The 26,508-nt window shown below is 72.0% G+C and carries 26 protein-coding genes; 11 read left to right on the forward strand and 15 right to left on the reverse strand.

The window, feature by feature from the left end; all coding sequences use genetic code 11:
- Nucleotides 1-11: 11 nt before the first annotated feature.
- The 6 genes from OCS65_RS25625 to carD all read right to left on the reverse strand — a co-directional run bounded on the left by OCS65_RS25625 (nucleotide 12) and on the right by carD (nucleotide 4,694).
- Nucleotides 12-497: a hypothetical protein gene (locus OCS65_RS25625; protein ID WP_029540778.1), complete on the reverse strand. Its 486-nt coding sequence runs from the start codon at nucleotides 495-497 to the stop codon at nucleotides 12-14.
- Between the two features lie 143 nt (nucleotides 498-640).
- On the reverse strand, nucleotides 641-1,603 hold the full coding sequence (gene rlmB / locus OCS65_RS25630; RefSeq protein ID WP_029540775.1) for a 23S rRNA (guanosine(2251)-2'-O)-methyltransferase RlmB: 963 nt from the start codon (nucleotides 1,601-1,603) through the stop codon (nucleotides 641-643).
- Nucleotides 1,603-2,997 (reverse strand): cysteine--tRNA ligase, encoded by a 1,395-nt coding sequence (gene cysS / locus OCS65_RS25635; protein WP_029540772.1) that lies wholly within the window; start codon nucleotides 2,995-2,997, stop codon nucleotides 1,603-1,605. The genes rlmB and cysS overlap by 1 nt, the downstream gene beginning before the upstream one ends.
- A gap of 11 nt (nucleotides 2,998-3,008) precedes the next feature.
- The gene (ispF, locus tag OCS65_RS25640) at nucleotides 3,009-3,485 is read right to left on the reverse strand and encodes a 2-C-methyl-D-erythritol 2,4-cyclodiphosphate synthase (protein WP_029540770.1); all 477 of its coding nucleotides are present in this window, start codon (nucleotides 3,483-3,485) and stop codon (nucleotides 3,009-3,011) included.
- Nucleotides 3,486-4,178 (reverse strand): 2-C-methyl-D-erythritol 4-phosphate cytidylyltransferase, encoded by a 693-nt coding sequence (gene ispD, locus OCS65_RS25645; RefSeq protein WP_006947915.1) that lies wholly within the window; start codon nucleotides 4,176-4,178, stop codon nucleotides 3,486-3,488.
- 27 nt (nucleotides 4,179-4,205) lie between these two features.
- Nucleotides 4,206-4,694, reverse strand: a complete 489-nt coding sequence (carD, locus tag OCS65_RS25650; protein ID WP_003935974.1) for an RNA polymerase-binding transcription factor CarD — start codon at nucleotides 4,692-4,694, stop codon at nucleotides 4,206-4,208.
- 287 nt (nucleotides 4,695-4,981) lie between these two features.
- Here carD and OCS65_RS25655 point away from each other — a divergent pair, with 287 nt between their 5' ends.
- From OCS65_RS25655 to dinB, 3 genes are all read left to right on the forward strand, one after another.
- Nucleotides 4,982-5,620: a copper chaperone PCu(A)C domain-containing protein gene (locus OCS65_RS25655; RefSeq protein WP_006947912.1), complete on the forward strand. Its 639-nt coding sequence runs from the start codon at nucleotides 4,982-4,984 to the stop codon at nucleotides 5,618-5,620.
- Between the two features lie 92 nt (nucleotides 5,621-5,712).
- Nucleotides 5,713-7,131, forward strand: coding sequence for a DNA repair protein RadA (radA, locus tag OCS65_RS25660; RefSeq protein ID WP_043797668.1), 1,419 nt, complete (start codon nucleotides 5,713-5,715; stop codon nucleotides 7,129-7,131).
- Nucleotides 7,132-7,156: 25 nt separating this feature from the next.
- On the forward strand, nucleotides 7,157-8,404 hold the full coding sequence (gene dinB / locus OCS65_RS25665) for a DNA polymerase IV (RefSeq protein WP_065923078.1): 1,248 nt from the start codon (nucleotides 7,157-7,159) through the stop codon (nucleotides 8,402-8,404).
- A 9-nt stretch (nucleotides 8,405-8,413) separates the two neighbouring features.
- Here dinB and OCS65_RS25670 read toward each other — a convergent pair whose 3' ends face one another.
- Nucleotides 8,414-8,974, reverse strand: coding sequence for a PaaI family thioesterase (locus OCS65_RS25670; protein ID WP_029540763.1), 561 nt, complete (start codon nucleotides 8,972-8,974; stop codon nucleotides 8,414-8,416).
- 97 nt (nucleotides 8,975-9,071) lie between these two features.
- Between OCS65_RS25670 and disA the strand changes: the two genes are divergently transcribed.
- Nucleotides 9,072-10,157, forward strand: coding sequence for a DNA integrity scanning diadenylate cyclase DisA (gene disA / locus OCS65_RS25675; protein ID WP_006947908.1), 1,086 nt, complete (start codon nucleotides 9,072-9,074; stop codon nucleotides 10,155-10,157).
- A gap of 42 nt (nucleotides 10,158-10,199) precedes the next feature.
- Here the strand turns inward: disA and OCS65_RS25680 are convergent, their stop codons facing one another.
- Nucleotides 10,200-10,961, reverse strand: coding sequence for a hypothetical protein (locus tag OCS65_RS25680; RefSeq protein ID WP_029540760.1), 762 nt, complete (start codon nucleotides 10,959-10,961; stop codon nucleotides 10,200-10,202).
- 58 nt (nucleotides 10,962-11,019) lie between these two features.
- Nucleotides 11,020-11,646 carry a carbonic anhydrase gene (locus tag OCS65_RS25685; protein ID WP_006947904.1) on the reverse strand — a complete coding sequence of 209 codons (627 nt, stop codon included), beginning with the start codon at nucleotides 11,644-11,646 and terminating at the stop codon, nucleotides 11,020-11,022.
- 95 nt (nucleotides 11,647-11,741) lie between these two features.
- Here OCS65_RS25685 and OCS65_RS25690 point away from each other — a divergent pair, with 95 nt between their 5' ends.
- On the forward strand, nucleotides 11,742-12,632 hold the full coding sequence (locus OCS65_RS25690; RefSeq protein ID WP_006947902.1) for an HhH-GPD family protein: 891 nt from the start codon (nucleotides 11,742-11,744) through the stop codon (nucleotides 12,630-12,632).
- On the opposite strand, the gene OCS65_RS25695 is transcribed toward OCS65_RS25690, so the two are convergent.
- Nucleotides 12,633-13,373 carry an alpha/beta fold hydrolase gene (locus tag OCS65_RS25695; RefSeq protein WP_006947901.1) on the reverse strand — a complete coding sequence of 247 codons (741 nt, stop codon included), beginning with the start codon at nucleotides 13,371-13,373 and terminating at the stop codon, nucleotides 12,633-12,635.
- A 32-nt stretch (nucleotides 13,374-13,405) separates the two neighbouring features.
- On the opposite strand from OCS65_RS25695, the gene OCS65_RS25700 reads away from it, so the two are divergent.
- Nucleotides 13,406-13,732 (forward strand): antibiotic biosynthesis monooxygenase family protein, encoded by a 327-nt coding sequence (locus OCS65_RS25700; protein ID WP_006947900.1) that lies wholly within the window; start codon nucleotides 13,406-13,408, stop codon nucleotides 13,730-13,732.
- Between the two features lie 10 nt (nucleotides 13,733-13,742).
- Entirely contained in the window at nucleotides 13,743-14,246 is a 504-nt protein-coding gene (locus OCS65_RS25705) for a DUF1990 family protein (protein ID WP_050034533.1), read from the forward strand.
- A gap of 79 nt (nucleotides 14,247-14,325) precedes the next feature.
- Here OCS65_RS25705 and OCS65_RS25710 read toward each other — a convergent pair whose 3' ends face one another.
- A complete protein-coding gene (locus OCS65_RS25710) occupies nucleotides 14,326-14,766 on the reverse strand; it encodes an OsmC family protein (protein WP_006947898.1) in 441 nt (146 codons plus the stop codon).
- A 185-nt stretch (nucleotides 14,767-14,951) separates the two neighbouring features.
- Here OCS65_RS25710 and OCS65_RS25715 point away from each other — a divergent pair, with 185 nt between their 5' ends.
- Nucleotides 14,952-15,569, forward strand: a complete 618-nt coding sequence (locus OCS65_RS25715) for a YrhK family protein (RefSeq protein WP_006930360.1) — start codon at nucleotides 14,952-14,954, stop codon at nucleotides 15,567-15,569.
- A 48-nt stretch (nucleotides 15,570-15,617) separates the two neighbouring features.
- Nucleotides 15,618-18,476, forward strand: a complete 2,859-nt coding sequence (locus OCS65_RS25720; protein WP_263508058.1) for an ATP-binding protein — start codon at nucleotides 15,618-15,620, stop codon at nucleotides 18,474-18,476.
- A 24-nt stretch (nucleotides 18,477-18,500) separates the two neighbouring features.
- Here the strand turns inward: OCS65_RS25720 and OCS65_RS25725 are convergent, their stop codons facing one another.
- A complete protein-coding gene (locus OCS65_RS25725; RefSeq protein ID WP_050034531.1) occupies nucleotides 18,501-19,700 on the reverse strand; it encodes an acyl-CoA dehydrogenase family protein in 1,200 nt (399 codons plus the stop codon).
- 106 nt (nucleotides 19,701-19,806) lie between these two features.
- Here OCS65_RS25725 and OCS65_RS25730 point away from each other — a divergent pair, with 106 nt between their 5' ends.
- On the forward strand, nucleotides 19,807-20,571 hold the full coding sequence (locus tag OCS65_RS25730) for a PIG-L deacetylase family protein (protein WP_029540736.1): 765 nt from the start codon (nucleotides 19,807-19,809) through the stop codon (nucleotides 20,569-20,571).
- 9 nt (nucleotides 20,572-20,580) lie between these two features.
- On the opposite strand, the gene OCS65_RS25735 is transcribed toward OCS65_RS25730, so the two are convergent.
- Complete coding sequence (locus tag OCS65_RS25735; RefSeq protein ID WP_006930367.1) at nucleotides 20,581-21,528, reverse strand: helix-turn-helix transcriptional regulator; 948 nt, start codon at nucleotides 21,526-21,528, stop codon at nucleotides 20,581-20,583.
- Between the two features lie 93 nt (nucleotides 21,529-21,621).
- Between OCS65_RS25735 and OCS65_RS25740 the strand changes: the two genes are divergently transcribed.
- Complete coding sequence (locus tag OCS65_RS25740; RefSeq protein ID WP_050034530.1) at nucleotides 21,622-22,215, forward strand: TIGR03086 family metal-binding protein; 594 nt, start codon at nucleotides 21,622-21,624, stop codon at nucleotides 22,213-22,215.
- 70 nt (nucleotides 22,216-22,285) lie between these two features.
- On the opposite strand, the gene OCS65_RS25745 is transcribed toward OCS65_RS25740, so the two are convergent.
- Together OCS65_RS25745 and OCS65_RS25750 are read right to left on the reverse strand one after the other, a co-directional pair.
- The gene (locus OCS65_RS25745) at nucleotides 22,286-24,811 is read right to left on the reverse strand and encodes an ATP-dependent Clp protease ATP-binding subunit (RefSeq protein ID WP_029540728.1); all 2,526 of its coding nucleotides are present in this window, start codon (nucleotides 24,809-24,811) and stop codon (nucleotides 22,286-22,288) included.
- A 256-nt stretch (nucleotides 24,812-25,067) separates the two neighbouring features.
- Nucleotides 25,068-26,498: a phospholipase D-like domain-containing protein gene (locus OCS65_RS25750; protein WP_065923080.1), complete on the reverse strand. Its 1,431-nt coding sequence runs from the start codon at nucleotides 26,496-26,498 to the stop codon at nucleotides 25,068-25,070.
- Between the last annotated feature and the right edge of the window lie 10 nt (nucleotides 26,499-26,508).

Raw genomic sequence — 26,508 nt, forward strand, 5'->3', positions numbered from 1 at the left:
CCCGCGACCGGTCAGGACACCGCCGCATCGCTCGACGACCGGACCGCGAGGCCCGGGCCCGCAACGAGGTGTTCCTCGACGCGATTGTCCCGCACGGTGATTCGTCGCAACGTGCCGGCCGGCGTGCGGACGTCGACCGTGCCGTCGAGCACGTGGTCGAACGTGAAACCCGTGCATCCGGCCGGGACCGTCGCACGCGGGCCCCGCGACGCGCGGCGCAACCGCGCCCGGCGCGAGAGGAAGGTGTCGATCAGGTAGGCCAGCCACTCCGTGTAGAAGTAGAAGCAGTCGCCGCCGTTCCAGCCGAGTGCGGTGCCGTCGGCGGTGGGCACCCACTGGCACCACGACAGCGGGCGCCCCCGCCTGGGCAGTCCGTCGGCGGGCGACCGGTGCGGGCCACTCGCCGGGCCGGCGAACGCGACGAGAAAGTCGATCTCCTGCCGGTTCAGCGGAGGATCGATCTCGATCCGTCCGGTGAATTCGGTTCGATGTGCCATGTGTCCCCCGTCCGCGGTCGATCGCTCTACCCGATTCGACGCAGTCGGGGACGGAACCGTTCCCCGGAACATCCGGCCGCGTGGTCCCCGGTCGGCCGCCACCTCGATGGGTGTCGCGGCCGACCGTCGGCGCGGATCCGGGACTACTGCAGGCGGCGCTGACGCGCGATGTCCGCGAGGACGACGCCGGCGGCGACGGACGCGTTGAGCGACTCCACGTCGCCGGCCATCGGGATCGACAGGATCGAGTCGCACGTCTCGCGGACCAGGCGCGACAGTCCCTTGCCCTCGGAGCCGACGACGATCACCACCGGATCGGTGCCGTCGAACTCGTCGAGGCTGGTGTCGCCCCCCGCATCCAGCCCGACGACCCGGACGCCCCGGGACTGCCACTCCTTGAGGGTGCGCGTCAGGTTCGTCGCCCGGGCGACGGGGAGGCGCGCCGCGGCACCCGCGCTGGTCCGCCACGCCACCGCCGTGACCGCGGCGCTGCGCCGCTGCGGGATCAGCACGCCGTGCCCGCCGAACGCGGCCACCGACCGGATCACCGCGCCGAGGTTCCGCGGATCGGTGATGTTGTCGAGGGCCACCAGCAGCGGCCGCTCGTGGTGGTCGTGGGCGACGGCCAGCAGGTCGTCCGGATGGGCGTAGCGGTACGGCGGGACCTGCAACCCGATGCCCTGGTGCATGCCGTTGGCGGTGAGACGGTCGAGCTCGCCGCGCGGAACCTCGAGGATCGAGATGCCCGCGTCCCCGGCCCGCTGCACGGCCTCCTTGAGGCGTTCGTCCGCCTCGGCGCCGACCGCGACGTACAGCGCCGTCGCGGGAACATCCGCGCGCAGGCACTCCACGACCGGGTTGCGGCCGAGCACCATCTCCGGCCCGTCCTCGCCCTTGCGGCCGGCGGTGCTGCGGCCGCGCTTGTCGGCGGCCTTCGCCGCGGCGCGGGCGCGCCGCGCGGCGGGATGGTACGGCCGGTCCTCGGCCTTGGGGGTGGCACCGCGGCCCTCGAGGCCGCGGCGGCGCTGCCCGCCGGACCCGACGACCTGGCCCTTCTTGGTGCCGCCCTTGCGGACCGCACCTCGTCGCTGAGAATTTCCAGCCATCACTGCCCTGCTTTCAGGGACCACTCGGGTCCGTTCGGCGTATCGGTCACCTCGATGCCCGCCGCCGTCAATCGATCGCGCACCTCGTCGGCGAGCGCCCAGTTCTTCGCGGCCCGCGCCGCCTGCCGGCGGTCGAGTTCGGCAGCCACCAGCACCTCGAGGGCCTCGAGGGCCGCCGAGTCGCGGCCGGCCACCTCGGCCCAGTGCGGGTCGAGCGGGTCCACCCCCAGGATGCCGAGCATGGCGCGTACCTGCGCGGCGATGTGCACCGCGGTGTCCAGGTCGCCGGCGTCGAGCGCCTTGTTGCCCTCGCTGCGCCGGCCGTGGATCTCGGCGAGCGCCTTCGGGACGCCGAGATCGTCGTCGAGCGCCGCGGCGAACTCCTCGGTCCACGTTCCTACCGGGATGTCGCCGGCCCGGTCCCGGGTCTTGAGGACGAACGCCTCGAGGCCGCGGTACCCGGCCGCCGCCTCGTGCAGCGCGGCGTCGGAGTATTCGAGCATGGACCGGTAGTGGGCACTGCCCAGGTAGTACCGCAGCTCCTGGGGCCGCACCCGGGCGAGCACGTTCGGGATGGACAGCACGTTGCCGAGCGACTTGGACATCTTCTCGCCGCCCATCGTGACCCAGCCGTTGTGCAGCCAGTACCGCGCGAACCCGTCGCCGGCGGCCTTGGCCTGGGCGATCTCGTTCTCGTGGTGCGGGAAGACGAGATCCATTCCGCCGCAGTGGATGTCGAAGGACTCGCCGAGGTAGTACTCGGCCATCGCGGAGCACTCGAGGTGCCAGCCCGGGCGGCCGCGGCCCCACGGCGTCGGCCACGACGGCTCGCCCGGCTTCGCCGCCTTCCACAGGGTGAAGTCCCGCGGATCCCGCTTGCCGCTGCCCGCGCTCTCCCCCTGATGGACGTCGTCGATCCGGTGGCCCGACAGCCGGCCGTACTCGGGGTAGCTGAGCACGTCGAAATAGACGTTCCCGTCGGCCGCGTAGGCATGCCCGGCGTCGATCAGGCGCTGCATCAGCTCGACCATCTGGGTGACGTGACCCGTCGCGCGAGGCTCCACCGACGGCGGCAGCACACCGAGCTGGTCGTAGGCGCGGGCGAAGGCCCGCTCGTAGGTCGTCTTCCACTCCCACCAGGGCCGGCCCGCCTCGGTGGCCTTGCGCAGAATCTTGTCGTCGATGTCTGTGACGTTTCTCACAAAGGCGACATCCAGGCCCTTCGCCATGAGCCAGCGCCGCAGCACGTCGAAGGCGACGCCGCTGCGCACATGACCGATGTGGGGCTCACCCTGGACCGTCGCGCCACAGAGGTACACCGAAGCCCGGCCGGGGACCAGCGGAACGAAATCCCGCACGGCCCGCGATTCGGTGTCGAACAAGCGCAAGGTCACGACCGGCCATCCTACCGGTCGTCGTCGCGCGAAAATACGAGTGCCGTCGCGACGGCCGCGACGCCCTCGCCGCGCCCGGTCAGGCCGAGGCCGTCCGTCGTCGTCGCCGACACCGACACCGGCGCCCCGAGCGCCTCGGACAGCACCCGCTGCGCCTCGTCGCGGCGGGGACCGATCCTGGGCCTGTTCCCGATCACCTGGACGGCGGCATTCCCGATCGCGAAGCCCCCGCCGTCGAGCAGGCGCCGCACCTCGGCGAGCATGGCCGCACCGCTCGCGCCGTGCATCTCCGGCCGGCCGGTGCCGAAGACGGAACCGAGGTCGCCGAGGCCGGCCGCGGAGAGCAGGGCGTCGCACAGCGCGTGGGCCGCGACGTCACCGTCCGAATGCCCCGCACACCCGTCGGCGTCCTCGAACAGCAGACCGGCCAGCCAGCACGGCCGTCCGGGCTCGATCGGATGGACATCGGTTCCGATCCCGACGCGCACTCAGCTCTCCTGTCCGACGGGGGCCCCGGCCGCGAGCACGGCACGGGCCAGGACCAGATCGAGCGGTGTGGTGATCTTGAAGGCGAGCGGTTCGCCCGGGACGGTGTACACGCCCTCGCCGAGGCGCTCGACGAGACCGGCGTCGTCGGTCGCGTCCCCGGCGCCGGCGTTGGCGCGGCGCAGCAGGCCGGCCTCGAATCCCTGCGGGGTCTGTACCGCCCGGAGGACGGACCGGTCGGGGGTGCCGGTGACACGGCCGTCGCGGTCGACGCTCTTGACGGTGTCCGCGACCGGCAGCACGGGGATCACCGCGGACCGTCCGCCGCGCAGTTCCACCACGATCCGGGCGAACAACCGCGGCGGAGTGAGGGCGCGTGCGGCGTCGTGCACCAGGACGTAGGCGGCGTCCTCCGCCGCCGCCAGCCCGGCGCGCACCGAATCGGTGCGCTCCGCGCCGCCCGCCACCACGCACACCCGCGCCGGCGCCGTGGCCGCGACGGACGCCACCAGCTCCGGCGGCACCACCACGACCACGCGGTCGACCACCGCCGAGGCCAGCATGGCCTCCACTGCCCGGTCCAGCATCGTGCGCCCGTCGAGTTCGACGAACGCCTTGGGCAGCGATTCGCCCAGACGTACACCACGGCCGGCCGCCGGAATGATTCCGACGACCGGCCCGTTGCGATCGCTCATCTGTAATTCTGCAGTTCGCGCGGCCGCTCAGGAAGCGGCGGCGAGCACCTCGTCGAGCAGGCTGTCGGCCTTGACGTCGTCCGTGCCCTCCGCGAGCGCGAGCTCGCCGACGAGGATCTGCCGCGCCTTGGCCAGCATCCGCTTCTCACCTGCGGACAGGCCGCGGTCCTGCTCCCGCCGCCACAGGTCACGCACGACCTCGGCGACCTTGTTCACGTCTCCGGAGGCCAACTTCTCGAGGTTGGCCTTGTACCGCCGCGACCAGTTGGTCGGCTCTTCGGTGTGCGGTGCGCGCAGCACCTGGAAAACCTTGTCGAGGCCTTCTTGCCCGACCACGTCGCGAACGCCGACGTATTCTGCATTATCCGCAGGTACCCGAACCGTCAGGTCGCCCTGGGCGACTTTCAGAACCAGATATTCCTTCTGCTCACCCTTGATGGTGCGCGTTTCGATAGCTTCGATCAGCGCCGCACCGTGATGGGGGTATACGACGGTATCTCCGACCTTGAAAATCATGTGTCCCGTGCCCCTTTCGATTCTTCGAGTTTAACACGTGCTTACGTCCGGCTCTCATCAACGGCGCAGGTCAGGGGCACAGACGCGTGCGCGTAGGACTTGACAGCCAACCGGTTACGTGCATCCGGTGATGTTCGACACACCACCCGGAGCGGCCCTTCGCGGCCCCGCGGACGCGGCCCGAGCGGGACGAAAGCCCCGACTTCTGCCCCCGGCGCAGACTCGGCGCCCTTCGACTACTACTCTGCCTAGTGGATTGCGAGCCTTACTCGAGTGGAGGACAACCCGTGACTGCTCCCAAAGCGCCGACTCGCCGAGTCGCGACCGCTCTCGCCCTGGCCGCGGGTGCGGCGCTCACGCTGTCCGCCTGCGGCGCCGGTCAGATCAGCCAGACCGCCACCCAGGTGGCCGCGGTCAACGGCAACAGCGCCGAGCTCGGAAACATCGCGCTGCGCAACGTGCACGTGATCTACCCGGACTCCGAGGAGTACAGCCTCGAACCCGGCGGCAAGGCCGCGCTCGGCTTCACCGTGGTCAACCTGAGCGAGACCACCCCCGACGAGCTGACCCGCATCACCACCGACTTCGCGTCCTCCGCCACCGGCGTGTCCGGCCTGCGCATCGAGCCGCAGGCCTCGATCTCGGCCGGCCTGACCGGCGAAACCCTCGCCGAGGACGCGACCGCCGAGGCCGCGACCGACGAGTCCCCGCGTCCCGCCGAGGCCGCCGAGTCCTCCGACACCCCGTCCGTGGCCCAGGTCGAGCTCACCGGACTGAAGGAGGGCGTGCGCCCCGGCCTGACCATCCCGGTCACGTTCACCTTCGCCGAGGCCGGCGACGTCACCATGCAGGTCCCGGTCGACGCCGGCACGGACGTCGAGCGCAACGTCTCCGAGAAGTCGCCGGTCGAGGGCGAGGGTCACTGACCGGCACCCCCGACGCACCCGGGGCCCGGGGCGAGCACTCCGCTCGCCCCGGGCCCCGTTCTCGTGTCGGCCCCCGGCCCTAGGCTGACGTGGTGGCAAAGACGAAGTCGATCTACCGCTGCACCGACTGCGGGCACACCGTCGCGAAATGGGTCGGCCGCTGCCCCGACTGCGGGACGTGGGGTTCGATGGACGAGGCGCCGGCCCTGCCTGCCGCGGTGGCGTCGCGGCCCGGCACCTCCCTCGCCCGCGCCGGGGCCGCGGCACTTCTCCCCACGACCCCGGCCACGCCGCTGACCCTCGTCGACAGCCGGACCACCCACGCGAAGCCCACCGGCATCGAGGAACTCGACCGGGTGCTCGGCGGCGGCGTCGTTCCCGGCTCGGTGGTGCTGCTCGCCGGGGAGCCCGGCGTCGGCAAGTCCACCCTGCTGCTCGAGGTGGTCCACCGCTGGGCGCGGCGCGGCAGCGACGACCGGGCCCTCTACGTCACCGGGGAGGAATCGGCGGGACAGGTACGGTTGCGCGCCGACCGCACGGGTTCGGTGCACGAACGCGTCTTCCTCGCCGCCGAGTCGGATCTGGCGACCATCTTCGGACACATCGAGCAGGTCAAGCCGACGCTGCTGGTGGTGGACTCCGTGCAGACGATGCTCGCCGCCGACGTGGAGGGCGTGTCCGGCGGCGTCACCCAGGTCCGGGCGGTGACCAGCGCGCTGACCTCGCTCGCCAAGGCCAGCGGCGTCCCGGTGCTGCTCATCGGGCACGTCACCAAGGACGGTGCGGTGGCGGGTCCGCGTTCGCTCGAGCATCTGGTCGACGTGGTGCTGCACTTCGAGGGCGACAAGCACTCCACCCTGCGCATGGTGCGGGGGGTGAAGAACCGCTTCGGTGCCGCCGACGAGGTGGGCTGCTTCGAACTGACCGAGGGCGGCATCGTCGGTGTCAGCGACCCGTCGGGCCTGTTCCTGCACCATCGGACCGAGGAAGTGGCCGGCACGGCCGTCACCGTCACCATGGACGGCAAGCGGCCGCTGCTCGGCGAACTGCAGGCGCTGGTGGTGCCGACGCAGAACCCCGCACCCCGGCGCGCGGTCAGCGGCCTGGATGCGGCACGGGTCGCGATGGTGCTGGCGGTACTCGAGCGGCGATGCCGGCTGCCGCTCGGCAAGTGCGACGTCTACGCCTCGACCGTCGGCGGCATGCGCATCACCGATCCGGCCGCGGACCTGGCCCTGGCCCTGGCGGTCGCGTCGGCCGCACGTGAGCGCCCCCTGCCGCCGGGCACGGTGCTGCTCGGCGAGGTCGGCCTCGCCGGCGAGGTCCGCCGGGTCACCGGGGTCGGGCGGCGCATCGCGGAGGCGGGGCGGCTCGGATTCACCCGCGCGATCGTGCCGCACGAACCCGCGGCGGCCCCGGTGGGCGGCCGCACGTCGCGGTCCCCGGCCTCCGCCGGGGATCCGATCGAGGTCGGCAACGTCGGCCAGGCGCTCGCCGCGCTGGGCATGTAGACGTGTCGGAACCGGATGCGAACATGTGTTCGTGTCCGGTCACGCGACCATCCTGCACGCCGATCTCGACTCGTTCTACGCATCCGTCGAGCAGCGCGACGACCCGGGCCTGCGCGGCCGGCCCGTGATCGTGGGCGGGGGTGGCGTCGTACTCGCCGCCAGTTACGAGGCCAAGGCCTGCGGCGTCGCGACGGCCATGCCCGGGCGCGCCGCCCGCGCCCTGTGCCCGGCGGCGATCGTCGTTCCTCCGCGCATGCACGCGTACGCGCAGGCCAGCCGCGCCGTGTTCACGGTGTTCGAGCAGACCACGCCGCTCGTCGAGGCCGTCTCCATCGACGAGGCCTTCCTCGACGTCGCCGGGCTGTGGCGAATCGGCGGCACCCCGGCCGACATCGCGGCCCGGCTGCGGCGCGACGTCGCCGAACAGGTGGGGCTGCCGATCACGGTGGGGGTGGCCCGGACCAAGTTCCTCGCGAAGGTCGCGAGCGGCGTCGCCAAGCCGGACGGGCTGCTGGTGGTGCCTCCCGACCGGGAACTCGAGTTCCTCCACCCGCTGCCTGTCGAACGCCTGTGGGGCGTCGGCAAGGTCACCGCCGCGACCCTGCACGCGCACGGCATCCGTCGCGTGGCCGACCTGGTGCGGGAGAGCGAGGTCGAGCTCGTCGCCCTGCTCGGCACGTCCATGGGACGTCACCTGCATGCGCTCGCGCACGGGCACGATCCGAGACCGGTCCGCCCCCACCACCGGCGCCGGTCCATGGGCGCGCAGCACGCCCTCGGCCGGCCCCGCAGCGCCGCCGGACACGATCCCGAGAAGGTCGACGGGACGCTGCGGATGCTGGTGGAACGGGTCACCGGCCGCATGCGCGCGGCCGGGCGGCCCGGTCGCACCGTGGTGCTGCGCCTGCGCTTCGCCGACTACACGCGGGTGACGCGGTCGCACACGCTGCGCGGACCCACCGCCCGGACGGACGTCGTCCTCGGCGCCGCGCGGGAACTGCTGGCGCAAGCGGGGCCGCTGGTCGCCGATCGGGGGCTGACCCTGATCGGCGTGGCCGTGTCGAATCTCGACTCCGCGGACACCGAACAGCTCGAGCTGCCGTTCGACGAACCGGCCTCCGACGGTGCGGCGGCCGGCCATCCGCCCGTCGACCGCCACGCGTTGGACGCCGTGCTCGACGACGTGCACGGCCGGTTCGGCACGCGGGCGCTCACGTCGGCCTCGCTGCTCGGCCGGCGTCCGCACCCGGCCGTGCCCCTCCTGCCGGAGTGACCGGGGCGGCTACACGGACGAGGTGCCGTGCGGCGACCTGGGTACCCCGTCGACGAAGTCCTTGGCCCTGTCGAAGTGCTGCGCGCCGACGGTGAGGAACAACCCGCGCGACGTCGCGACGACGACGTCCGGGTCGGCGAACGGTCCCTCGACGATGCGGGCCTCCGCGCTGGTGTACACCTTGCGGCGCACCGTCCCGTCGATCCGGGCGCGCAGCTCGAGCACCGACCCGAGCGGGATAGGCTTGGCGAAGTCGATCTGCAGGTGGCCGGTGACGACGGGCCGGCGCAGCACCATGCATGCCATGCCCTGCGCCTCGTCGAACGCCGTGCTCAGGATCCCGCCGTGGATGAAGCCGGGACCGCCCTGGTAGCGGTTCGCGACGTCGAGCATGCCGGTGATCTCGAGACCCTCGCCGAACGTGAACTGCATCGCCATTCCCGCGGGCTGGTCGTCGCCGCAGCCGAAGCACTTGCTCCAATGGGACGGAATCGGCGCGCCTGCCCCGGGATGGTCGTCGGGAAGCTTGGGAAGGGTGAGGTCGTCGGGCAGGGTCCAGGTACCGCTCATGGGGCAGTAATCTAGTCGGCGGTTCGGTCGGCTCCACCCGGCGGACCGACACGAAGTGACGTTCGCCGCACCGGCCGGACACGGGAAGGATCCATCGATGACCGATGTGGCACCGTCCGTGACGCTGCGCGAGACCATCGCCCGGCTCGCGCCCGGCACCGCCCTGCGCGACGGACTCGAGCGCATCCTGCGCGGCCGCACCGGAGGCCTGATCGTTCTCGGGTTCGACGACGACGTGGCAGCGCTGTGCGACGGCGGCTTCGAGCTGGACGTGGAGTTCGCCCCCACCCGGCTGCGGGAGCTGTCGAAGATGGACGGAGCGGTCGTGGTGTCCACCGACGGCGGCCGCATCGTCAGGGCCAACGTGCAGCTGGTACCCGATCACCGGATCCCCACCGTCGAATCCGGCACGCGGCACCGCGCCGCCGAGCGCACCGCGATCCAGACGGGCTACCCGGTGGTGTCGGTGAGCCAGTCGATGAGCATCGTGACCGTCTACGTCGACGGCCAGCGGCACGTGATCAACGATTCGGCGACCATTCTCTCCCGCGCCAACCAGGCCGTCGCGACGCTCGAGCGCTACAAGTCGCGGCTGGACGAGGTCACCCGGCAGCTGTCGGTGGTGGAGATCGAGGACTTCGTGACGCTGCGCGACGCGCTCACCGTCGCGCAGCGGCTCGAGATGGTGCGCCGCGTCTCGGTGGAGATCGAACAGGAGGTGCTCGAACTGGGCACCGACGGGCGGCAGCTGGCACTGCAGCTCGAGGAGCTGGTGGGAGACAACGACCTGGCCCGGCAGCTGATCGTGCGGGACTATCTGGCCGGCACCGAGGCGCCGCAGCTCGTCGCCGTCGAGCAGACCCTCGCCGCGCTGGACCGGCTCACCGACGTCGATCTGCTGGATCTGACGACGTTGGCGCGCGTGTTCGGGTATCCGGGCACGATCGAGGCGCTGGACGCGGCGACGAGTCCGCGCGGTTACCGCGTGCTGCATCGGGTGCCGCGACTGCAGTCGTCGCAGATCCATCGGCTGGTCGGCTCGTTCGGGAGCCTGCAGGGCCTGCTGGCGGCGACGGCGGCGGACCTGCAGTCCGTGGAGGGCATCGGCGGGCTGTGGGCCCGCTACATCCGCGAAGGGCTGTCGCGGTTGGCGGAATCGTCCATCAGCGGCCCGTACGACTGATCCGCGAGCACGGCGGCGCGCCGGTCGGGCGGTGTCGGCCGGTCAGGCGATGTTGAACGGCTCCGGCGTGCTGCGCAGGCCCCCGAGCTGGCCGACCACCGTGTAGGCCCCGGCCGGAACCCGCTCCCGCGGTGCCTGGCAACCGGGCTCGGAGGTCGTTCCGGACCACTTCACCGCGAAGGCGGCCTGGTCACCCGGGGCCAGCTTGCGCACATCGGCGGTGGACTCGGGGAAGCAGTCGGTGTTCGCCCACAACCGCCGGCTGCCGTCGAGCGAGTAGACCAGCACCTGCTGCAGGCCCGCGCCGAGGTCGCGCTCGCAGGCGGCCGTGCCGATGTTCGTGATGACGATGGTGAACTCGGGCTCCTCGCCCACCTGGTAGTTGGGCCGGTCCGCGGTCACCCGCACGGCGAGCGACTGGTCCGGGCACTGCCCGGCCGCGACGGCGGACGCACTCGCCGCCGCGGAACTCGAGGACCCGGCGGACCCCGACGTCGTGCTCGACTGCGACGACCCCGACTGCGACGACCCCGAATCGGAGCCTCCGGAGGACCCGCCGGGGCCGGCGGCGGCGACGCCGTCGGCCTCCTCGCTCCCGGTGCTGCTGGTGGGTGTGCGGGTGGTGCTGGTCTCGGACGTCAGGACGCCGGCGGCCGCCGGGTCGGGCTCCGGGTCGTCGCCCCCGCCGGTCAGGGACAGGACGAGCCACACGACGAGCGCGAGCACGACCACGCCGACACCCACGGCGAGCGCGCGTCGACGCCAGTAGATCTCGGGGGGCAGCGGCCCGGTCGGTTCAAGCACGCCTCACACGGTATGTGCCACCGGCGAGGCGTCGCCGCACCGAAGTCGGCGTGTCGCGTCAGTCGACGGTCACACCGATGTCGCCGACGTGTCCCTGCAACTGGACGTGACCGTCGGAGAGCTTGTAGGTCACGCCCGCGATGGCGCACTGCCCCTTGGCGATGCGCTCGGCGATGATCTGGGACCGCTGGCTGAGCAGCTTCCCGGTCTCCACCACGTGGCGGCCCTCGAGCTCGTCGACCGTCGACAGCCCGTCGTTGCGGCCCATGAGAATCGACGGCGCGACGCGCTCGACGATGTCCCGGATGAATCCCGGCGGGATGTCTCCCTTGTCGAGGGCGTCCAGGGTGGCCTTGACCGCGCCGCAGCTGTCGTGACCGAGCACGACGATCAACGGCACGTTCAGCACGCCGACCGCGTACTCGATCGAACCGAGCACCGCGCTGTCGATCACGTGTCCGGCGGTGCGCACGACGAACATGTCGCCGAGGCCCTGGTCGAAGATGATCTCGGCGGCCACCCGCGAGTCGCCGCATCCGAAGAGCACCGCGATGGGGTGCTGCTCGTTGACGAGGGTGGCACGGTGGTCGATGCCCTGGCTGGGGTGCAGCGGGGTACCACTGACGAAACGCTGGTTACCCTCGGTCAGGGCCTTCCACGCGGATATGGGGTTGGAGTTAGGCATAAGGGCATTATCCATCCCTTACTGTGACGCATCCCGCTCGGTGGAGTTACCGCGGGGCTAAATCGGGCCGACAACGGGACGGGAGGATGTGAGAGATGCCGGTCGACGCGACCGCCCTGCTGCGCTGGTACGCCGCCGAGGCGAGGGATCTGCCGTGGCGCGAGGAGGGCGTCACCGGGTGGCAGATCCTGATGAGCGAGGTGATGCTGCAGCAGACGCCGGTGGCCCGCGTGGCACCGATCTGGCTGGAGTGGGTGCAGCGGTGGCCGGTGCCGTCGATGATGGCCGCGACGAGCCAGGCCGACGTCCTGCGCGCCTGGGGCAGGCTCGGATATCCGCGCCGGGCGCTGCGGCTGCACGAGTGCGCCGGGGTCCTGGCCACCGAGCACGGCGACGTGGTCCCTGCCGACGTGGACGTGCTGCTGTCGCTGCCGGGCATCGGCGCGTACACGGCGCGGGCGGTCGCCTGCTTCGCGTACGGCCGGCGCGTCCCGGTGGTGGACACGAACGTCCGTCGCGTCGTCGCGCGGGCGGTGCACGGTGCCGCCGAACCCGGTAATCCGTCGGTCACCCGGGACCTGGCCGACGTCGAATTGCTCCTGCCGCGAACCCGCGAGCGGGCGGCAACGTTCTCCGCAGCCCTGATGGAACTCGGTGCGACCATCTGCACGGCCCGCTCGCCCGACTGCGCCCGGTGCCCGCTGCCGCGGTGCGCATGGGTGGAGGCCGGCCGGCCCGCCCACGACGGCCCGCCGCGACGGGTGCAGAAGTTCACGGGCACCGACCGTCAGGTGCGGGGCAAGCTCATGGCCGTACTGCGCGAGAGCGACGTCCCGGTCGAGCGGCCGGTGCTGGACCGGGTGTGGCTCACGGATCCGGGGCAGCGCGACCGGGCGCTGCACTCGCTGCTCGTGGACGGTCTCGTGGAGCAGACCGACGACGGACGTTTCGCGCTCGCCGGCGAAGGCCTCGCCGGCCAGGCGTGATCAGGCGAGGGTACGGAGGAATCGTTCGACCTCGGCGCGATATTCGTCGGGGCGTTCGTCGTGCACCAGGTGCCCTGCGCCCGGAATCCGGGCGTACCGGGCCCCGGGGTGCTCGTCGGCCATCCGCCGCATCTGTCCATCCGGGGTGATGGTGAACTCCCCCTCGACGAGCAGGGCAGGCACCGAGATCGACCGCCACTGGTCCCAGAAGTGCCGGGCGCCCCACTCCTCGGAGATGTCGCGGAAGGTGGCCACCTCGCCGTGCAGGTACCAGCCGTCGGCCCGATGCTCGAAGGAGTCGAGGAAGTACCGCCCGGCGACGTCGCCGAAGTAACCGACGACCGCCTCCTCGTCCGGGAACGGCTGCGGCCACCGCGCGATCATCGCGGCCCAGTCCGCCGCGGTGCGGCCCCGGAAGTCGGGGGCCATGTCCTCGACGACGAGCGCGGCCACCCGGCCGGGGTGCGCGGCGGCGAAGCACCACCCGTGCAGGGCGCCCATCGAGTGCCCGATCACCACCAGCGGTTCACCGATGCCGTCGAGGTGCGCGGCGAGGTCTGCGACGAACGCCTCGGTGGTGAGCCGATCCGGGGCGGGACGGCCGTGGCCGGCGGCGTCGAAGGTGTGGACGTGGCCGTGCGCGCGCAGCCACGGCAACTGCCGGCGCCACGTGCGGGAGCTGCCCATCAGGCCGTGCAGCAGCAGGATCGGCCGCCCGGAACCACCTTCGTCGTGCAACACAACCGCCAAGGTAGCGGAGTACGCTCGCCGCCATGGCAGTGGTGAAGATCAATGCAATCGAGGTCCCCGAGGGCGCGGGCCCGGAACTGGAGACGCGCTTCGCGCACCGCGCGCACACCGTGGAGAACTCGCCCGGTTTCCTCGGTTTCCAGCTCCTGCGGCCGGTGCAGGGCGAGACGCGCTACTTCGTGGTGACCCAGTGGGAGTCGGAGGAGGCGTTCGCGGCGTGGCGGGACGGCCCGGCCCGGCAGGCGCACGCCGGTGAGGCGAAGCGGCCGGTCGCGTCGGGGGCGTCGCTGCTCGAATTCGAGGTCGTGCTCGACGTGAAGGCCGCCGGCGAGGACACCGATCAGGGCTGAGCGCGCCGCCGTGAACGCGCAGCGCTCGTTCAACTACCCGCACGTCGGCGCCACGCGCGGCAGGGTTCCGGCAGGGTTCCGGCACGCGCACCTCACCCGCCGCCTCGGCTCGGGCGACGTCGCGTTCCGCACCGCCGTTCGGGCACTGGAAAGCTGGAACATGCAGCGGCATGCGGGGTTTCGCGTCGATGCGAATACTCCGCGGCCGCGGGCGGGGCTGGAGGTACGGCTGGCTCCACGGTTCGGTCCGGCGCGCTGGGGCGCGTGGTGCCGCGTGGTCTACGTCGTCGACGAGCCGGATCGCCGCGGTTTCGCGTACGGCACCCTCGACGGTCACCCCGTCAGCGGTGAGGAGGCGTTCGTCGTCGAGCGACGGCCCGACGGCGCGGTGTTCGGCCACATCAGCGCCGTCTCCCGCCCCGGCCGATGGTTCACCCGCCTCGGCGCGCCGGTCCTGCCGCTCGCTCAGCGGTGGATGATGGGCCGCTACCTCGACGCGCTCGCCGGACGGTGACGCACACCGCGGGTGCGCGGGTGCCGGGGACGACACGGTCGTCGCCGCAGCGGGTGCGCACCCGCGGTGGTGGAATCGCTCAGGATTCGAGTGCCGCGTCGAGCGTGATGTCCACCCCGGTCAGTGCCTTGCTGACCGGGCAGCCCTCCTTGGCCCCCTGAGCGGCCTTCGCGAACCCGTCGGCATCGAGGCCGTCGACCTCGCCGCGCACCGTCAGCTTGATGCCGGTGAGCCGGAAACCGCCGTCCGGGTCGGGGCCGAGCGAGACGTCGGCCGTGACGTCGAGGCTCTGCGGCGTGCCGCCGGCCTCGGCGATCAGCGCCGAGAGCTGCATCGCGTAGCACGACGAGTGTGCCGCGGCGATGAGCTCCTCCGGACTGGTGGTGCCGCCGGCGTCCTCGGCGGCCCGCTTGGGGAACGAGACGTCGAACGTGGCGCGGCCGGAGCTGGTGAGTTCCACCTGTCCGGCGCCGTCCTGCAGGCCACCGTTCCAGGCGGTGCGAGCGGTACGTGTGGGCATCGATCGGTCCCTTCGTCGTGGGGTGTCCTCCCCCGCCGAACCTACGCCACGTCGCGCGGCCCGGCTCCGGTTCTGCACGGCGGCGGGCCGGCTCCGGTTCTGCACGGCGGCGGGCCGCCCCTGCTGCACGGCGGCGGGCCGCCCCTGCTGCACGGCGGCGGGCCGCGCCCGCTAGGTTCGCGGGTGTGTTCACCCGGCCGACGCTGCGCCGCGAGTCGCGGCTGTTCGTCATCGGCTCCGCCCTGTTCGCCGCGGGTTCCGGCGGCGTGCTCGTCCTCCCCGCCGCCACCTCGAATCTGCTCTACTTCGTGGGCTCGTGGTTCTTCACCGCGGCAGCGACCGTGCAACTGCTGCTGACGCACCGCCCGCCCGCGGCGACGCGAGTGGACCGGTACGACTGGTGGTCGGCCGCGGTGCAGTGGGCGGGCACACTCGCGTTCAACGTGAGCACCGGATTCGCGCTCGTCGCCGGCCTGACGGCGTCCGAGGAGCGGAACCTGGTGTGGCGGCCCGACGCCGTCGGGTCGGTGTGCTTCCTCGTCAGCAGCGCACTGGCGGTGGTGGCCACCACCGACACCGATGCGCTGTGGGATCCGCACGCCCGCAACTGGCGCAGCACGTGGCTGAACATGCTCGGTTCGCTCGCATTCGGCGCCTCGGCCGTCGGCGCCCACATCGATCCGGCCGGCGAAACACTCGCGCCGCGGCTCGCGGACCTCGGCACGTTCGTCGGGGCGGTGTGCTTCCTCGTCGCGGCGCTGTGGATGCGGCCCGCCGATCCGCCGGAACCGCATCGCACGTGAAGGCCCCGGGTCTCGGCAGGAGACCGGCGGGAGTGGTCCAATGGTTCCGTGGTCACGGGTGGCGACCGGGCGCGAGTCGAGGTACTCGGCCCGCTCCGCGTGCTGGATGCGGATCGGCGCGACATCACTCCCGACGGGCTGCTGCAGCGACGCCTGCTGGCACTGCTGGTGCTCCGGCGGGGCCGGGTGGTGCCGGCGCACTCCGCCGTCGATGCCCTGTGGCCGTCCAGGCGACCGGCGGATCCGGCCGCCGCCCTGCAGAACCACATGTTCCGGCTTCGCCGTGGTCTGCCCGACGGCCTGATCGAGTCCGTCGGTGAGGGCTATCGGCTCGATCCGGCCGGTATCGAGGTCGACGCCGACCGGCTCGTGGTGGCCCTGAGCGCGGGGGCGACGGGGGATGCGGGCGTGCCGGCCGAGATCGACGCCGTGCTCGCGCGCTGGCAGGGCCCCGCCTACCCCGAACTCGACGAGGTGGACGAGGCCCGGGCCGAGGCGACGCGGCTGGAGGAGCTGCGTTCCCGGGCCCACGAGGTCCGGGCCGAGGTGCGGCTCGGACGGGGCGACACCGACGGCCTCGTTGCCGAACTGGTGGCGCTCGCCGACGCGCAGCCGCTGCGGGAACGGCCGCGCGCGCTGCTGATGACGGCGCTCGCGGCGACCGGACGCCGGGCCGAGGCGCTACGGGTCTACGACGACTTCCGGCGGCTGCTCGGCGACGAGCTGGGCATCGAACCGTCGCCGGCACTGGCGGCTCACCACGCGGAACTGCTCGCCGGTGCCGCCGACCGGGTGTGGGCGCCGGTGGGCCGGTTGCCGGTTCCGGCGACGTCGCTCGTCGGCCGGGACGCCCTGGCGGTGGCGGTGACCGAGCTGGCGGAGTCCGGGCGCCTGGTGACCCTGGTCGGTCCGGGCGGGGTCGGCAAGACCCGGTTGCTCCTCGAGGTCGGGCACCGGCTCCGGGCCGCCCGACCGGATCGGCCGGTGGTGTTGTGCGAATTGGCCACTGCCGACCCGGACTCCGCGGTCGACGTGGCCGCCGCCGCCCTGCGGATCGACGCCCGTCCCGGCACCTCCCTCGCCGAGCGGGTGGCCGACGTGCTGGGCGACACCGAGCTCGTGCTGCTGCTCGACAACTGTGAGCACGTGCTCGATCCGATCGCCGCTGTCGTCGAACGCCTGCTCGCCACCTGCGCGCACGTGCGGATCGTGGCGACGAGCCGGGAGCGGCTCCGAGTCGTAGGCGAGCACGTCCGCCAGGTGCCGACGCTGTCGTACGACGGCGAGGACGCACCGGCCGTGCGGTTGTTCGAGGAGCGGGCGCGGGCCGTCGTCCCGGGCTTCGAGCCGGACGGGCGAGAACTCGCCTGCATCGCCGAGATCGTGCGGCGCCTGGACGGGTTGCCGTTGGCGATCGAGCTGGCAGCCGCGTGCCTGCACACCCACGAGGTCGCGGAGGTCGCCGCGGGCCTGGACCACCGCTTCGAGCTGCTGGCGTCGGGGTACCGCACGTCGCCGCGGCACGGGTCGCTGGCCGCGGCGGTGTCGTGGTCGTTCGGGCTGCTCGCGGAGGATCTGCAGCGGACCTTCGCGGAACTGTCGGTGTTCTCGGGCTCGTTCGACGCGGCCGACGCCGCGGCGGTCTGCGGCACGGATCCGGGGACGGTCACCGCGGCGTTGACACACCTCGTGGAGCGCTCGCTGGTGATGCGGATACCCGGCCGCCGGTACATGCTGCTCGAGACGCTGCGGGCGTTCGGCGCCGAACAACTCACCCGCGAGGGCCGGGTCGACCTCGTCGCGGAACGGCACGCCCGGCACCTGGCCGACTGGGTCGACCGGGCGGATTCACGACTGCTGCAGCCGGGCGAGCCGGTCCTGGCGCAGATCGATGCCGCCGTACCGGAGTTGCGCAGCGCGCTCGGCTGGTTGCTCGACCACGACGAGGTCGCGCTCGCGGGTCGTCTCGTCAATGCCCTGCTGGACTACGGGATCTTCCGGCTGCGACCGGACGTGCTGGGCTGGGCGCGGCTGGTGATCGACGCCGATCCGGAGGGCCGGAGCCCGTTCGCCGCGCGCGTGCGGGTGGTGGCCGCCTACGCGGCATGGATGTCCGGCGACGTGGCCGAGACGGGCCGGCTCAGCGCCGCTGCGTTGCGCGCCGTCGAGCGGGCGAAGACCGAGCCGGCGGCGGAGGCGATGACCGTTCGCGGGAGCTACGAGTTGTTCGAGGGGCATCTCGACGAGGCCGCCGCCTGGTACCGGCGGGCCGCCGCGGCCGCCGCGAACGACCCGGCGCAGCGGCTCATGGCGCGTGCCACCGAGCTGCTGCCGTTGGGTTATGCGGGTGACCCGGCCGCCGTCGAGCAGGCCGAGGCACTCCTCGCCGAGGTCGCCGACGCACGCACCCCGCACGCCGCGTATGTCTGGCACTGCGCCGGGGAGGCGGACCTGGCAGTCGACGTCGAACGGGCCCGCGCGCGCTTCGCTCGGGCACTGGACATCGCGGAACAGACGAACGCCTCGTTCGTGACCGGTCTCGCCGGCGCGTCGAAGGCGTCCATCGACGCCCGGATCGGTGACCCGGCGGCCGCCGCCGACGAGTACCGGCGCCTGATCCCGCACTGGCGGCGCGCCGGGATGTGGTCGACGCAGTGGACGATGCTGCGCTCGATCGCCGGGCTTCTCGAACGCCTGGACCGCTACCGCGACGCCGCGGTGCTCGAGGGGGCCGTGCGCGCGACCGCGGCCGGTCATCGCATCTTCGGCGCCGACGAGGTGGCCCTGGACGAGCTCGGCGCGCGACTGCGCGCCGCGCTCGGCGACGACGCGTACGAGGCGGCGCGACGACACGGCGCGATGCTCGACGGCGAGGCCGCCGCCGAGCATGCGCTCCGCGCGCTGTGACCGCCCGGGCCGGGAGCCGCGACCTCACCACCTGGGCTGTTCGCCGAGAATGCCGAGCAGCGACTTGCCGACGAGTTCGTGGGTGAGCGCGTCGTTGCCGGGGTGGAATCCCCCGCACCGCACGTCGCGGTAGAGGCGTTCGAGCTCGTTCCCGGTGAACATGCCGGCGCCACCGGCCACGTCGAGGGCGATGTCGACGACCCGTTTGGCCGCTTCCACCGCCCGCCACTTCATCGCATACACCTTGGGCACCCACTCGTCGCCGTGGTCCGTGCCGGCCACCCAGTCCGCGACGAACCGGTCGAGCGTCGCCGAGGCGGCGTCCAGCTCGAGATACATCTCCGCGACCTGGTGCTGCACGAACGGGTTGTACGCGTACGCGCCCCGCTCGATCGCCACCGAGGTCTTGCGCCGGGCGCTGCGGACGGCGAGTTCCAGGGCGCGGTCGGCGATCCCCAGGTACACCGCCGCCATGAGCGAGAGCGGCCACATCGTCATCGCCACGAGGAACGGGTCGCTGCCGTCGCCCGCGGGGACGACCCGCCCGATGCGGTCGTCGGGCACGAAGACGTCGTCGAGAACCGTGTCGTGGCTCTGCGTCGGCCGCATGCCGAGGGTGTCCCACGTCTCCACGACCTTCACCCCCGCGCTGCGCCGTTCGACGAAGGCGTGCACGATGTGCGGCCCGCCCGCCGCGTCCGCGTCGACGGCGTGTGCGCCGAGCCACCGCCACGCCGGACCGTTGGAGCCGAACTGTTTGCGGCCGGTGAGCCGGTAGCCGCCCGCCACGCGCTGCGCCCGGCACGTCGACAGCAGCACCGGGATGTCGTTGCCCGTCTCGGCGTGTCCGGCGGCGAACACGTCGCCGGCCACCGCGGCCTCCAGGATCCAGCGGAGCGACGTGTCGCCCGTGCGTTCCATTTCGGTGGCGATCCCGATCCAGTAGGAGTGCATCGTCATCGCCAGCGCGGTCGCCGGGGCGTAGCGGGCGAGGCGCCGCTGGCTCGCGGCCAGCCGGGCCAGATCGAGGCCCCATCCCCCGTTGCGGGTGGGTACGGCGGCGGCGAGATAGCCGGCGGCCCGCAGCTCGGCGAGGTCCTCGTCGAAGTAGGAGTTGGACCGGTCGAGTTCGCCGGCACGGGATCGGAACCGCTCCAGCATCTCGGTCGGCAACTCGGCCGCGGTCCGGTTCCGGGTGGGGTTCATGGTGAGTGTGGTGTCCATGGCCACGACGATGCGCCCGCCTGCTCTCACCGCGCTCCCACCGGATCCCAGCGCGCCGAGAGCGCGCGGGAGCGCCGGGGCAGGGCCCGCACGGACCGTGAGAGGCATGAACGCGACGACATCCCTGCCCCTGTCCGGGACGATCCTGTCGATCTGGGCCCACCCCGACGACGAGACCTACCTCGCCGCCGGCGTCATGGCCGCCGCCCGCGACGACGGCCGGCGCGTCGTGTGCGCCTCGGCCACCGCCGGCGAGCACGGAACCGCCGACCCCCGCTCGTGGCCTCCGGAGCGGCTGGGCCGGGTCCGCCGCTGGGAAGCGGCCGCCGCCATGGCCGTCCTCGGTGTCGAAGAGCACCACGTCCTCGGCCTGCCGGACGGTGCCCTCGCCGAGCACGAGGACACCGGTCTCGCGTGGGCCGGACGGCTCCTCGACGACGTCCGCCCCGGCACGATCCTGACCTTCGGTGCCGACGGGATGACCTACCACCCCGACCACACCGCCGTGCACCGCTGGGTCACCCGGGCCTGGCGTGACCGCGGTTGCCGTTCCCGGCTGCTGTACGCCACCCCCACCGTGGAGCATCTCGACCGGTTCCGGGACCTCTACGAGGAATGGGGCATGTACATGAGCGACGAGCGCCCCACGGGCGTGCGCGAAGAGCGGCTCGCGGTCCACGTCCGGCTGCACGGGCTCGCGCTCGACCGCAAACTCACCGCGCTGCGGGCCATGGCGACCCAGACCGCCGACCTCGTCGCGCGGATCGACCCGGCGGTCTACGCGGCCCAGATCGCGGAGGAGGCGTTCGTCGCCGCCCCTCGCGTCCCGGACCGCGGCGATGCGGCGACGAGAACCGCAGTGGCGCGGTGACGGGCCGGGCTACCGGTGCCGCTCGGCGAGGCGCTCGGCCGACGACCGGACCTGCTCCCGGAGTTCGGGCGGCCCGAGCAGCTCGGCGTCGTCGCCGAGTTGCCACATCGCGGCGCCGGCGTGGGTGGCCCCGCCGAACTCCGCCTCGGCCTCCCACCAGCCGTCGCCGGTGGGCCGCTGCGCGACGACGCGGATCGCGATCGCCGCGAGGTCTTCCCGGCGCCGGTCCCGGATCCGCACCGCGGCGGTGACCGTGCCCAGACCGGCCCGGAACTCGGTGCGGCGCCGCTGCCAGATCCGGGCGAGGTCGACGTCGGGTGGGCGGTGAGCCGCGGTGTCGAGCGGTTGCACCCGTTCCATGCGGGAGAGGCGGTAGGTGCGTTCGGCGCCGCGATGCAGCGCCACCAGATACCAGCGGCCCGCCGCGCTGACCAGCCCGAGCGGGTCGACCGTCCGCCACCGCGCCTCGGCGCCACGGGAGCGGTAGCGGATGCGCAGGCGGCGATCGGTGAACACGGCCTGCTGGACGACGCCGAGGTGCTCGTCCCGCCGGTGATCGACCACCCACCCCGACGAGCTGACGACGATCCGCTCCCCGACCCGTGCGGCGGCGGTGCGCTGCGCCTCGGGCAGCGCGACGGTCACCTTCCGCATCGCCGAGGCGAACGCGGAGGCCATGCCGAGCGAGTCGGGGGTGGCCGACGCGCTCGCCGCGAGCAGGGCGGTCGCCTCGTCGACGGTCAGGCCGGTCAGGTCGGTGGTGAAGCCGGGGAGCAGCGCGAAACCGCCGTCGCGTCCGCGTTCGGCGTAGACGGGGATCCCGGCCGCCGACAGGGCCTCGACGTCGCGCAGCACGGTGCGCACCGAGACCTCGAGTTCCCTGGCGATCGCGGGCGCGGTCATCCGGCCCCGGTGTCGCAGCAGCAGGACCAGGGACAGCAACCGATCGGCTCGCACCTGCCGAACTCTCCCAGAAATACATGACAGAAGGTGTCGTGTTTCGCGCGCAGGATCGTGTCCGGCAGCAACCACACGACCGAAAGGCCCGACATGAGCACCGCGTCCGACCCCCGTCCCCTCTACCGCGACGCCCTGGCGTGGGTGGCCACGCTGATCGACGAGGTCCGCCCCGAGCAGATGACCGACCCGACGCCCTGCCCGGACTACGACGTGCGCGCGCTGCTCGGCCACCTCGTCGCCACCGTCGATCGCGGCCGCGTGATCGGCAGCGACGGCGACCCGCTGAGCGTTCCGGAGTTCCTGACCGGCGTGCCCGACGACGCGTGGCGCGCCGAACTCGAGCGGGCGCAGGCCCACTACCGGAAGGTGTGGAGCGACGACGACCTGCTCGACCGGCCCGTCGTCGCGCCGTGGGGAACGGTGCCCGGCCGCGCCGCGGTGCTGAGCAGTCTCAACGAGGCCCTCGTGCACGGCTGGGATCTCGCCGTCGCCACGGGACTGCCGGCCGAGCCGGATCCGGTGCTCGTGGAGGCCGCGTTCGTCGTCGCGCGCAGCAAGATCCCCGCCTCCGTGCGCGGCGGACGGGTTCCCTTCGGCGCGGCCGTCGAGCCGGCGCCGGACGCGAGCCCCGTCGAGCGGCTCGCGAACTGGTCCGGGCGGGACACCGCGGCCTGGCGGCGCTGATCCCGACACACCAACGCCGACGGGCGGCACCCGCAGTGGGTGCCGCCCGTCGGCGTTCGTCGGAGCAGGACTACTCGGCGTCCTTGGCCAGGGCCACCGCCGGGGTGTCGGGCACCGCGGCCGGCTTCTCGCTCGGGGTGAAGGTGAACTTCGCGTTCTCTCCGGCACCCTCGCCGTCCCAGCCTTCGACGTCGACCAGGACGATCTGGCCGGGGCCGATCTCGTTGAAGAGGATCTTCTCCGAGAGCTGGTCCTCGATCTCGCGCTGGATCGTGCGGCGCAGCGGCCGGGCGCCGAGGACCGGATCGAAGCCCCGCTTCGCGAGCAGCGACTTCGCCTTCTCGGTGAGCTCGATGCCCATGTCCTTGTTCTTCAGCTGCACCTCGACGCGGCCGATCATCAGGTCCACCATCTGGATGATCTGATCCTGCGTGAGCTGGTGGAAGACGATGATGTCGTCGATGCGGTTGAGGAACTCGGGCCGGAAGTGCTTCTTCAGCTCGTCGTTGACCTTGAGCTTCATCCGCTCGTAGTTCGACTCGGCGCCGGAGCCCTTGGTGAAGCCCAGGCCGACCGCCTTCGAGATGTCGGCGGTACCGAGGTTCGAGGTGAAGATCAGCACGGTGTTCTTGAAGTCGACCGTGCGTCCCTGGCCGTCGGTGAGGCGGCCGTCCTCGAGGACCTGCAGGAGGGTGTTGTAGATCTCCTGGTGGGCCTTCTCGATCTCGTCGAACAGGACCACGGAGAACGGCTTGCGGCGCACCTTCTCGGTGAGCTGGCCGCCCTCTTCGTAGCCGACGTAGCCCGGAGGGGCACCGAAGAGCCGCGACGCGGTGAACCGGTCGTGGAACTCGCCCATGTCGATCTGGATGAGCGCGTCGTCCTCGCCGAACAGGAAGTTCGCGAGCGCCTTCGACAGCTCGGTCTTACCGACGCCGGACGGGCCGGCGAAGATGAACGAACCGGCGGGACGCTTCGGGTCCTTCAGGCCGGCGCGGGTACGCCGGATCGCCTTGGCGACAGCCCTGACGGCGTCCTCCTGGCCGATGATCCGCTTGTGCAGCTCGTCCTCCATGCGGAGCAGACGGGTGGTCTCCTCCTCGGTGAGCTTGAACACCGGGATACCGGTCCAGTTGGCGAGGACCTCGGCGATCTGCTCCTCGTCGACCTCGGCGATGACGTCGAGATCACCGGCGCGCCACTGCTTCTCGCGCTCGGCGCGCTGCGCGACGAGCTGCTTCTCCTTGTCGCGCAGGTTCGCGGCCTTCTCGAAGTCCTGCGCGTCGATCGCGGACTCCTTCTCCCGGCGCGCGTCGGCGATCTTGTCGTCGAACTCGCGCAGGTCCGGCGGCGCGGTCATCCGGCGGATGCGCATGCGCGCACCGGCCTCGTCGATGAGGTCGATCGCCTTGTCCGGCAGGAAGCGGTCGTTGATGTAGCGGTCGGCCAGGCTCGCCGCGGCGACCAGCGCCTTGTCGGTGATGGACACGCGGTGGTGCGCCTCGTACCGGTCGCGCAGGCCCTTGAGGATCTCGATGGTGTGCTCGACCGTCGGCTCGCCCACCTGCACCGGCTGGAACCGGCGCTCGAGCGCGGCGTCCTTCTCGATGTACTTGCGGTACTCGTCGAGGGTGGTGGCACCGATGGTCTGCAGCTCGCCGCGCGCCAGCTTCGGCTTCAGGATCGACGCCGCGTCGATGGCGCCCTCGGCGGCACCCGCCCCGACGAGCGTGTGCAGCTCGTCGATGAACAGGATGATGTCGCCGCGGCTGTTGATCTCCTTGAGCACCTTCTTCAGGCGTTCCTCGAAGTCACCGCGGTAGCGGCTGCCCGCGACCAGCGAACCGAGGTCGAGGGTGTACAGCTGCTTGTCCTTGAGCGTCTCGGGGACCTCGCCGTTGACGATGGCCTGCGCCAGGCCTTCGACGACGGCGGTCTTGCCGACGCCCGGCTCGCCGATGAGCACCGGGTTGTTCTTGGTGCGGCGGCTCAGGACCTGCATGACGCGCTCGATTTCCTTGGCGCGACCGATGACGGGGTCGAGCTTGCCCTCGAGCGCGGCCTGCGTGAGGTTGCGGCCGAACTGGTCGAGCACCAGCGACGTCGACGGGGTGCCGGCCTCGCCACGGCTGGTGCCGGATTCCTGGGGCTCCTTGCCCTGGTACCCGGAGAGCAGCTGGATGACCTGCTGGCGCACCCGGTTCAGGTCCGCACCGAGCTTGACGAGCACCTGTGCCGCGACGCCCTCGCCCTCGCGGATGAGGCCGAGGAGGATGTGCTCGGTACCGATGTAGTTGTGTCCGAGCTGCAGCGCCTCACGCAGGCTGAGCTCGAGCACCTTCTTGGCACGGGGCGTGAACGGGATGTGGCCCGACGGGGCCTGCTGTCCCTGGCCGATGATCTCCTCGACCTGGCTGCGGACGCCTTCGAGGGAGATCCCCAAAGATTCGAGCGACTTGGCCGCTACGCCCTCGCCTTCGTGAATGAGGCCCAGGAGAATGTGCTCCGTGCCGATGTAGTTGTGGTTGAGCATCCTGGCCTCTTCCTGAGCCAGGACGACGACGCGCCGCGCGCGATCGGTGAACCTTTCGAACATCGCACTCCCTCACACTCTCCGGCCGACAGGTCCGGTACGCGGATCGTTCCGGACCCGGCTGCCGCGTTTCGCTCCGGCACTCGAGTCGTCGAGTGGAACCAGGTTCCACGACCCCACTTGACACTCTAGTTGCCGCCGTTTCGAGGCGCTGCCCCTCCACCCGATCGGCGCCGGCGGCAACTCCGGTCACGAGGGGTAACGCTGCACGTCGGCACGGCGTTCCCGCCTCCGTGTACGCCAGCAGCGAACACGCTGCTCAGCGGGGCATCAGCTGGCGAATGCGCCGTCCGATGCGCTGCGGGGCGCGTTCCGGGTCGACGAGTTCGTTCTCCGCGAGGGGGCTGTCCTCGTCGGCGACGGTGCCCGGCTCGAAGAGCGCGAGGGTCCGACCGGGTCCGCGCAACCGCTCCACCGCGGCGACGAGCGAACCTTCGGACCGGACGGCGGACGCGACGTCGTCCGGGGACACCCCGAGGTGCTCGGACAGCAGGCGCTCCCGCATCTCGACCACCGCGCGGCTGATGTGGTCGCCCTCGTGGTCCGCTTCGACGAAGAGATCGCACTCGGTGTCGAAGCCCAGGGACCGGTTGTTCAGGTTCGACGAGCCGATGCGCAGCAGCACGTCGTCCATGACGACGACCTTGGCGTGCACATAGATCGGCGCCCCGCCCGCGGTGACGGGGTAGTAGGCGGCGAACCGGCCGTGGACGTCGGCGTTCCACAGCAGGTGCAGCAGCTTGCGGCGGGCGCCGTCCATCGCCTTCTGCTCGAGCCAGCCCTCGGCGTTGCGCGGCAGCACCAGCACGATCTGCGGGCCGTCCGGTTCCCGCAGCCGCTTCGCGAGGGCCTCGGCGAGCGTCCGGGACGCCAGGTACTGGCTCTCCAGGTAGAGCGTGCGGCGGGCGCCGGCGATCACCGCCAGGTAGAGGGCCTCGATCTCCCGGACCTCCGCCCGGTCGCCGAGTTCGGGGAGGGTCCGTGCGACGGCGACATCGACGTCGCGCAGGGCCGGGCGCAGCCCGTCGGGCCAGATGGTGTGCCCGGTGTCGACCGGCTCGAGGTCCTCCCCCGTTGCCGCCTTCCACCGGGCGCGAGCCTGTTCGCCGATCGCGCGGGCGGCCGCGCCGTCCACCGCGGTCGTCACGTCGTGCCACGGTCCGTACCGACGGCCGTTCGGCTCCCGCCGGTAGCGGCTGTGGTCGGGATGCTCGCTGGTGTCCCAGCGATCGACGGTCATGTCGATGCCCCCACAGAACGCGACGGCGTCGTCGATCACGATGATCTTCTGGTGGTGTGCCGCTCCCACGGGATGGGCGCCGTCGATTTCGAGCCGGAGCCGCGGGTCGCTCATCCAGTTGAGCACGAAGACCGGTGTCATCCCGCGCCCGATGGCTGCGAATGCGCCGATGTTCCACTTCAGCAGGAACACCTCGAGATCCGGGTGCCGGTGCGGCAGCCACTTGAGGAATGCGCCCAGCCGGTTCGGGCCTTCGAGGGTCTTCCGGTCGGGTTCGAGCTTGATCCTCGTGTCGAAGTCCCACCCGATCAGGAGGATCCGCCGCCGTGCCTGCAGCATCGCCGACTTGGCGTATCGGAAATAGTCGGCGGCGTCGACAATGCAGGCGAGGCGATCGGCACGATCGACCCGCCAGCACGTCTCACCCGGGACGGCAATCCGCTCTCCCATGGCCGACACG

The sequence above is a fragment of the Rhodococcus aetherivorans genome (genome assembly GCF_025722975.1).
Classification (GTDB): Bacteria; Actinomycetota; Actinomycetes; order Mycobacteriales; family Mycobacteriaceae; genus Rhodococcus; species Rhodococcus aetherivorans.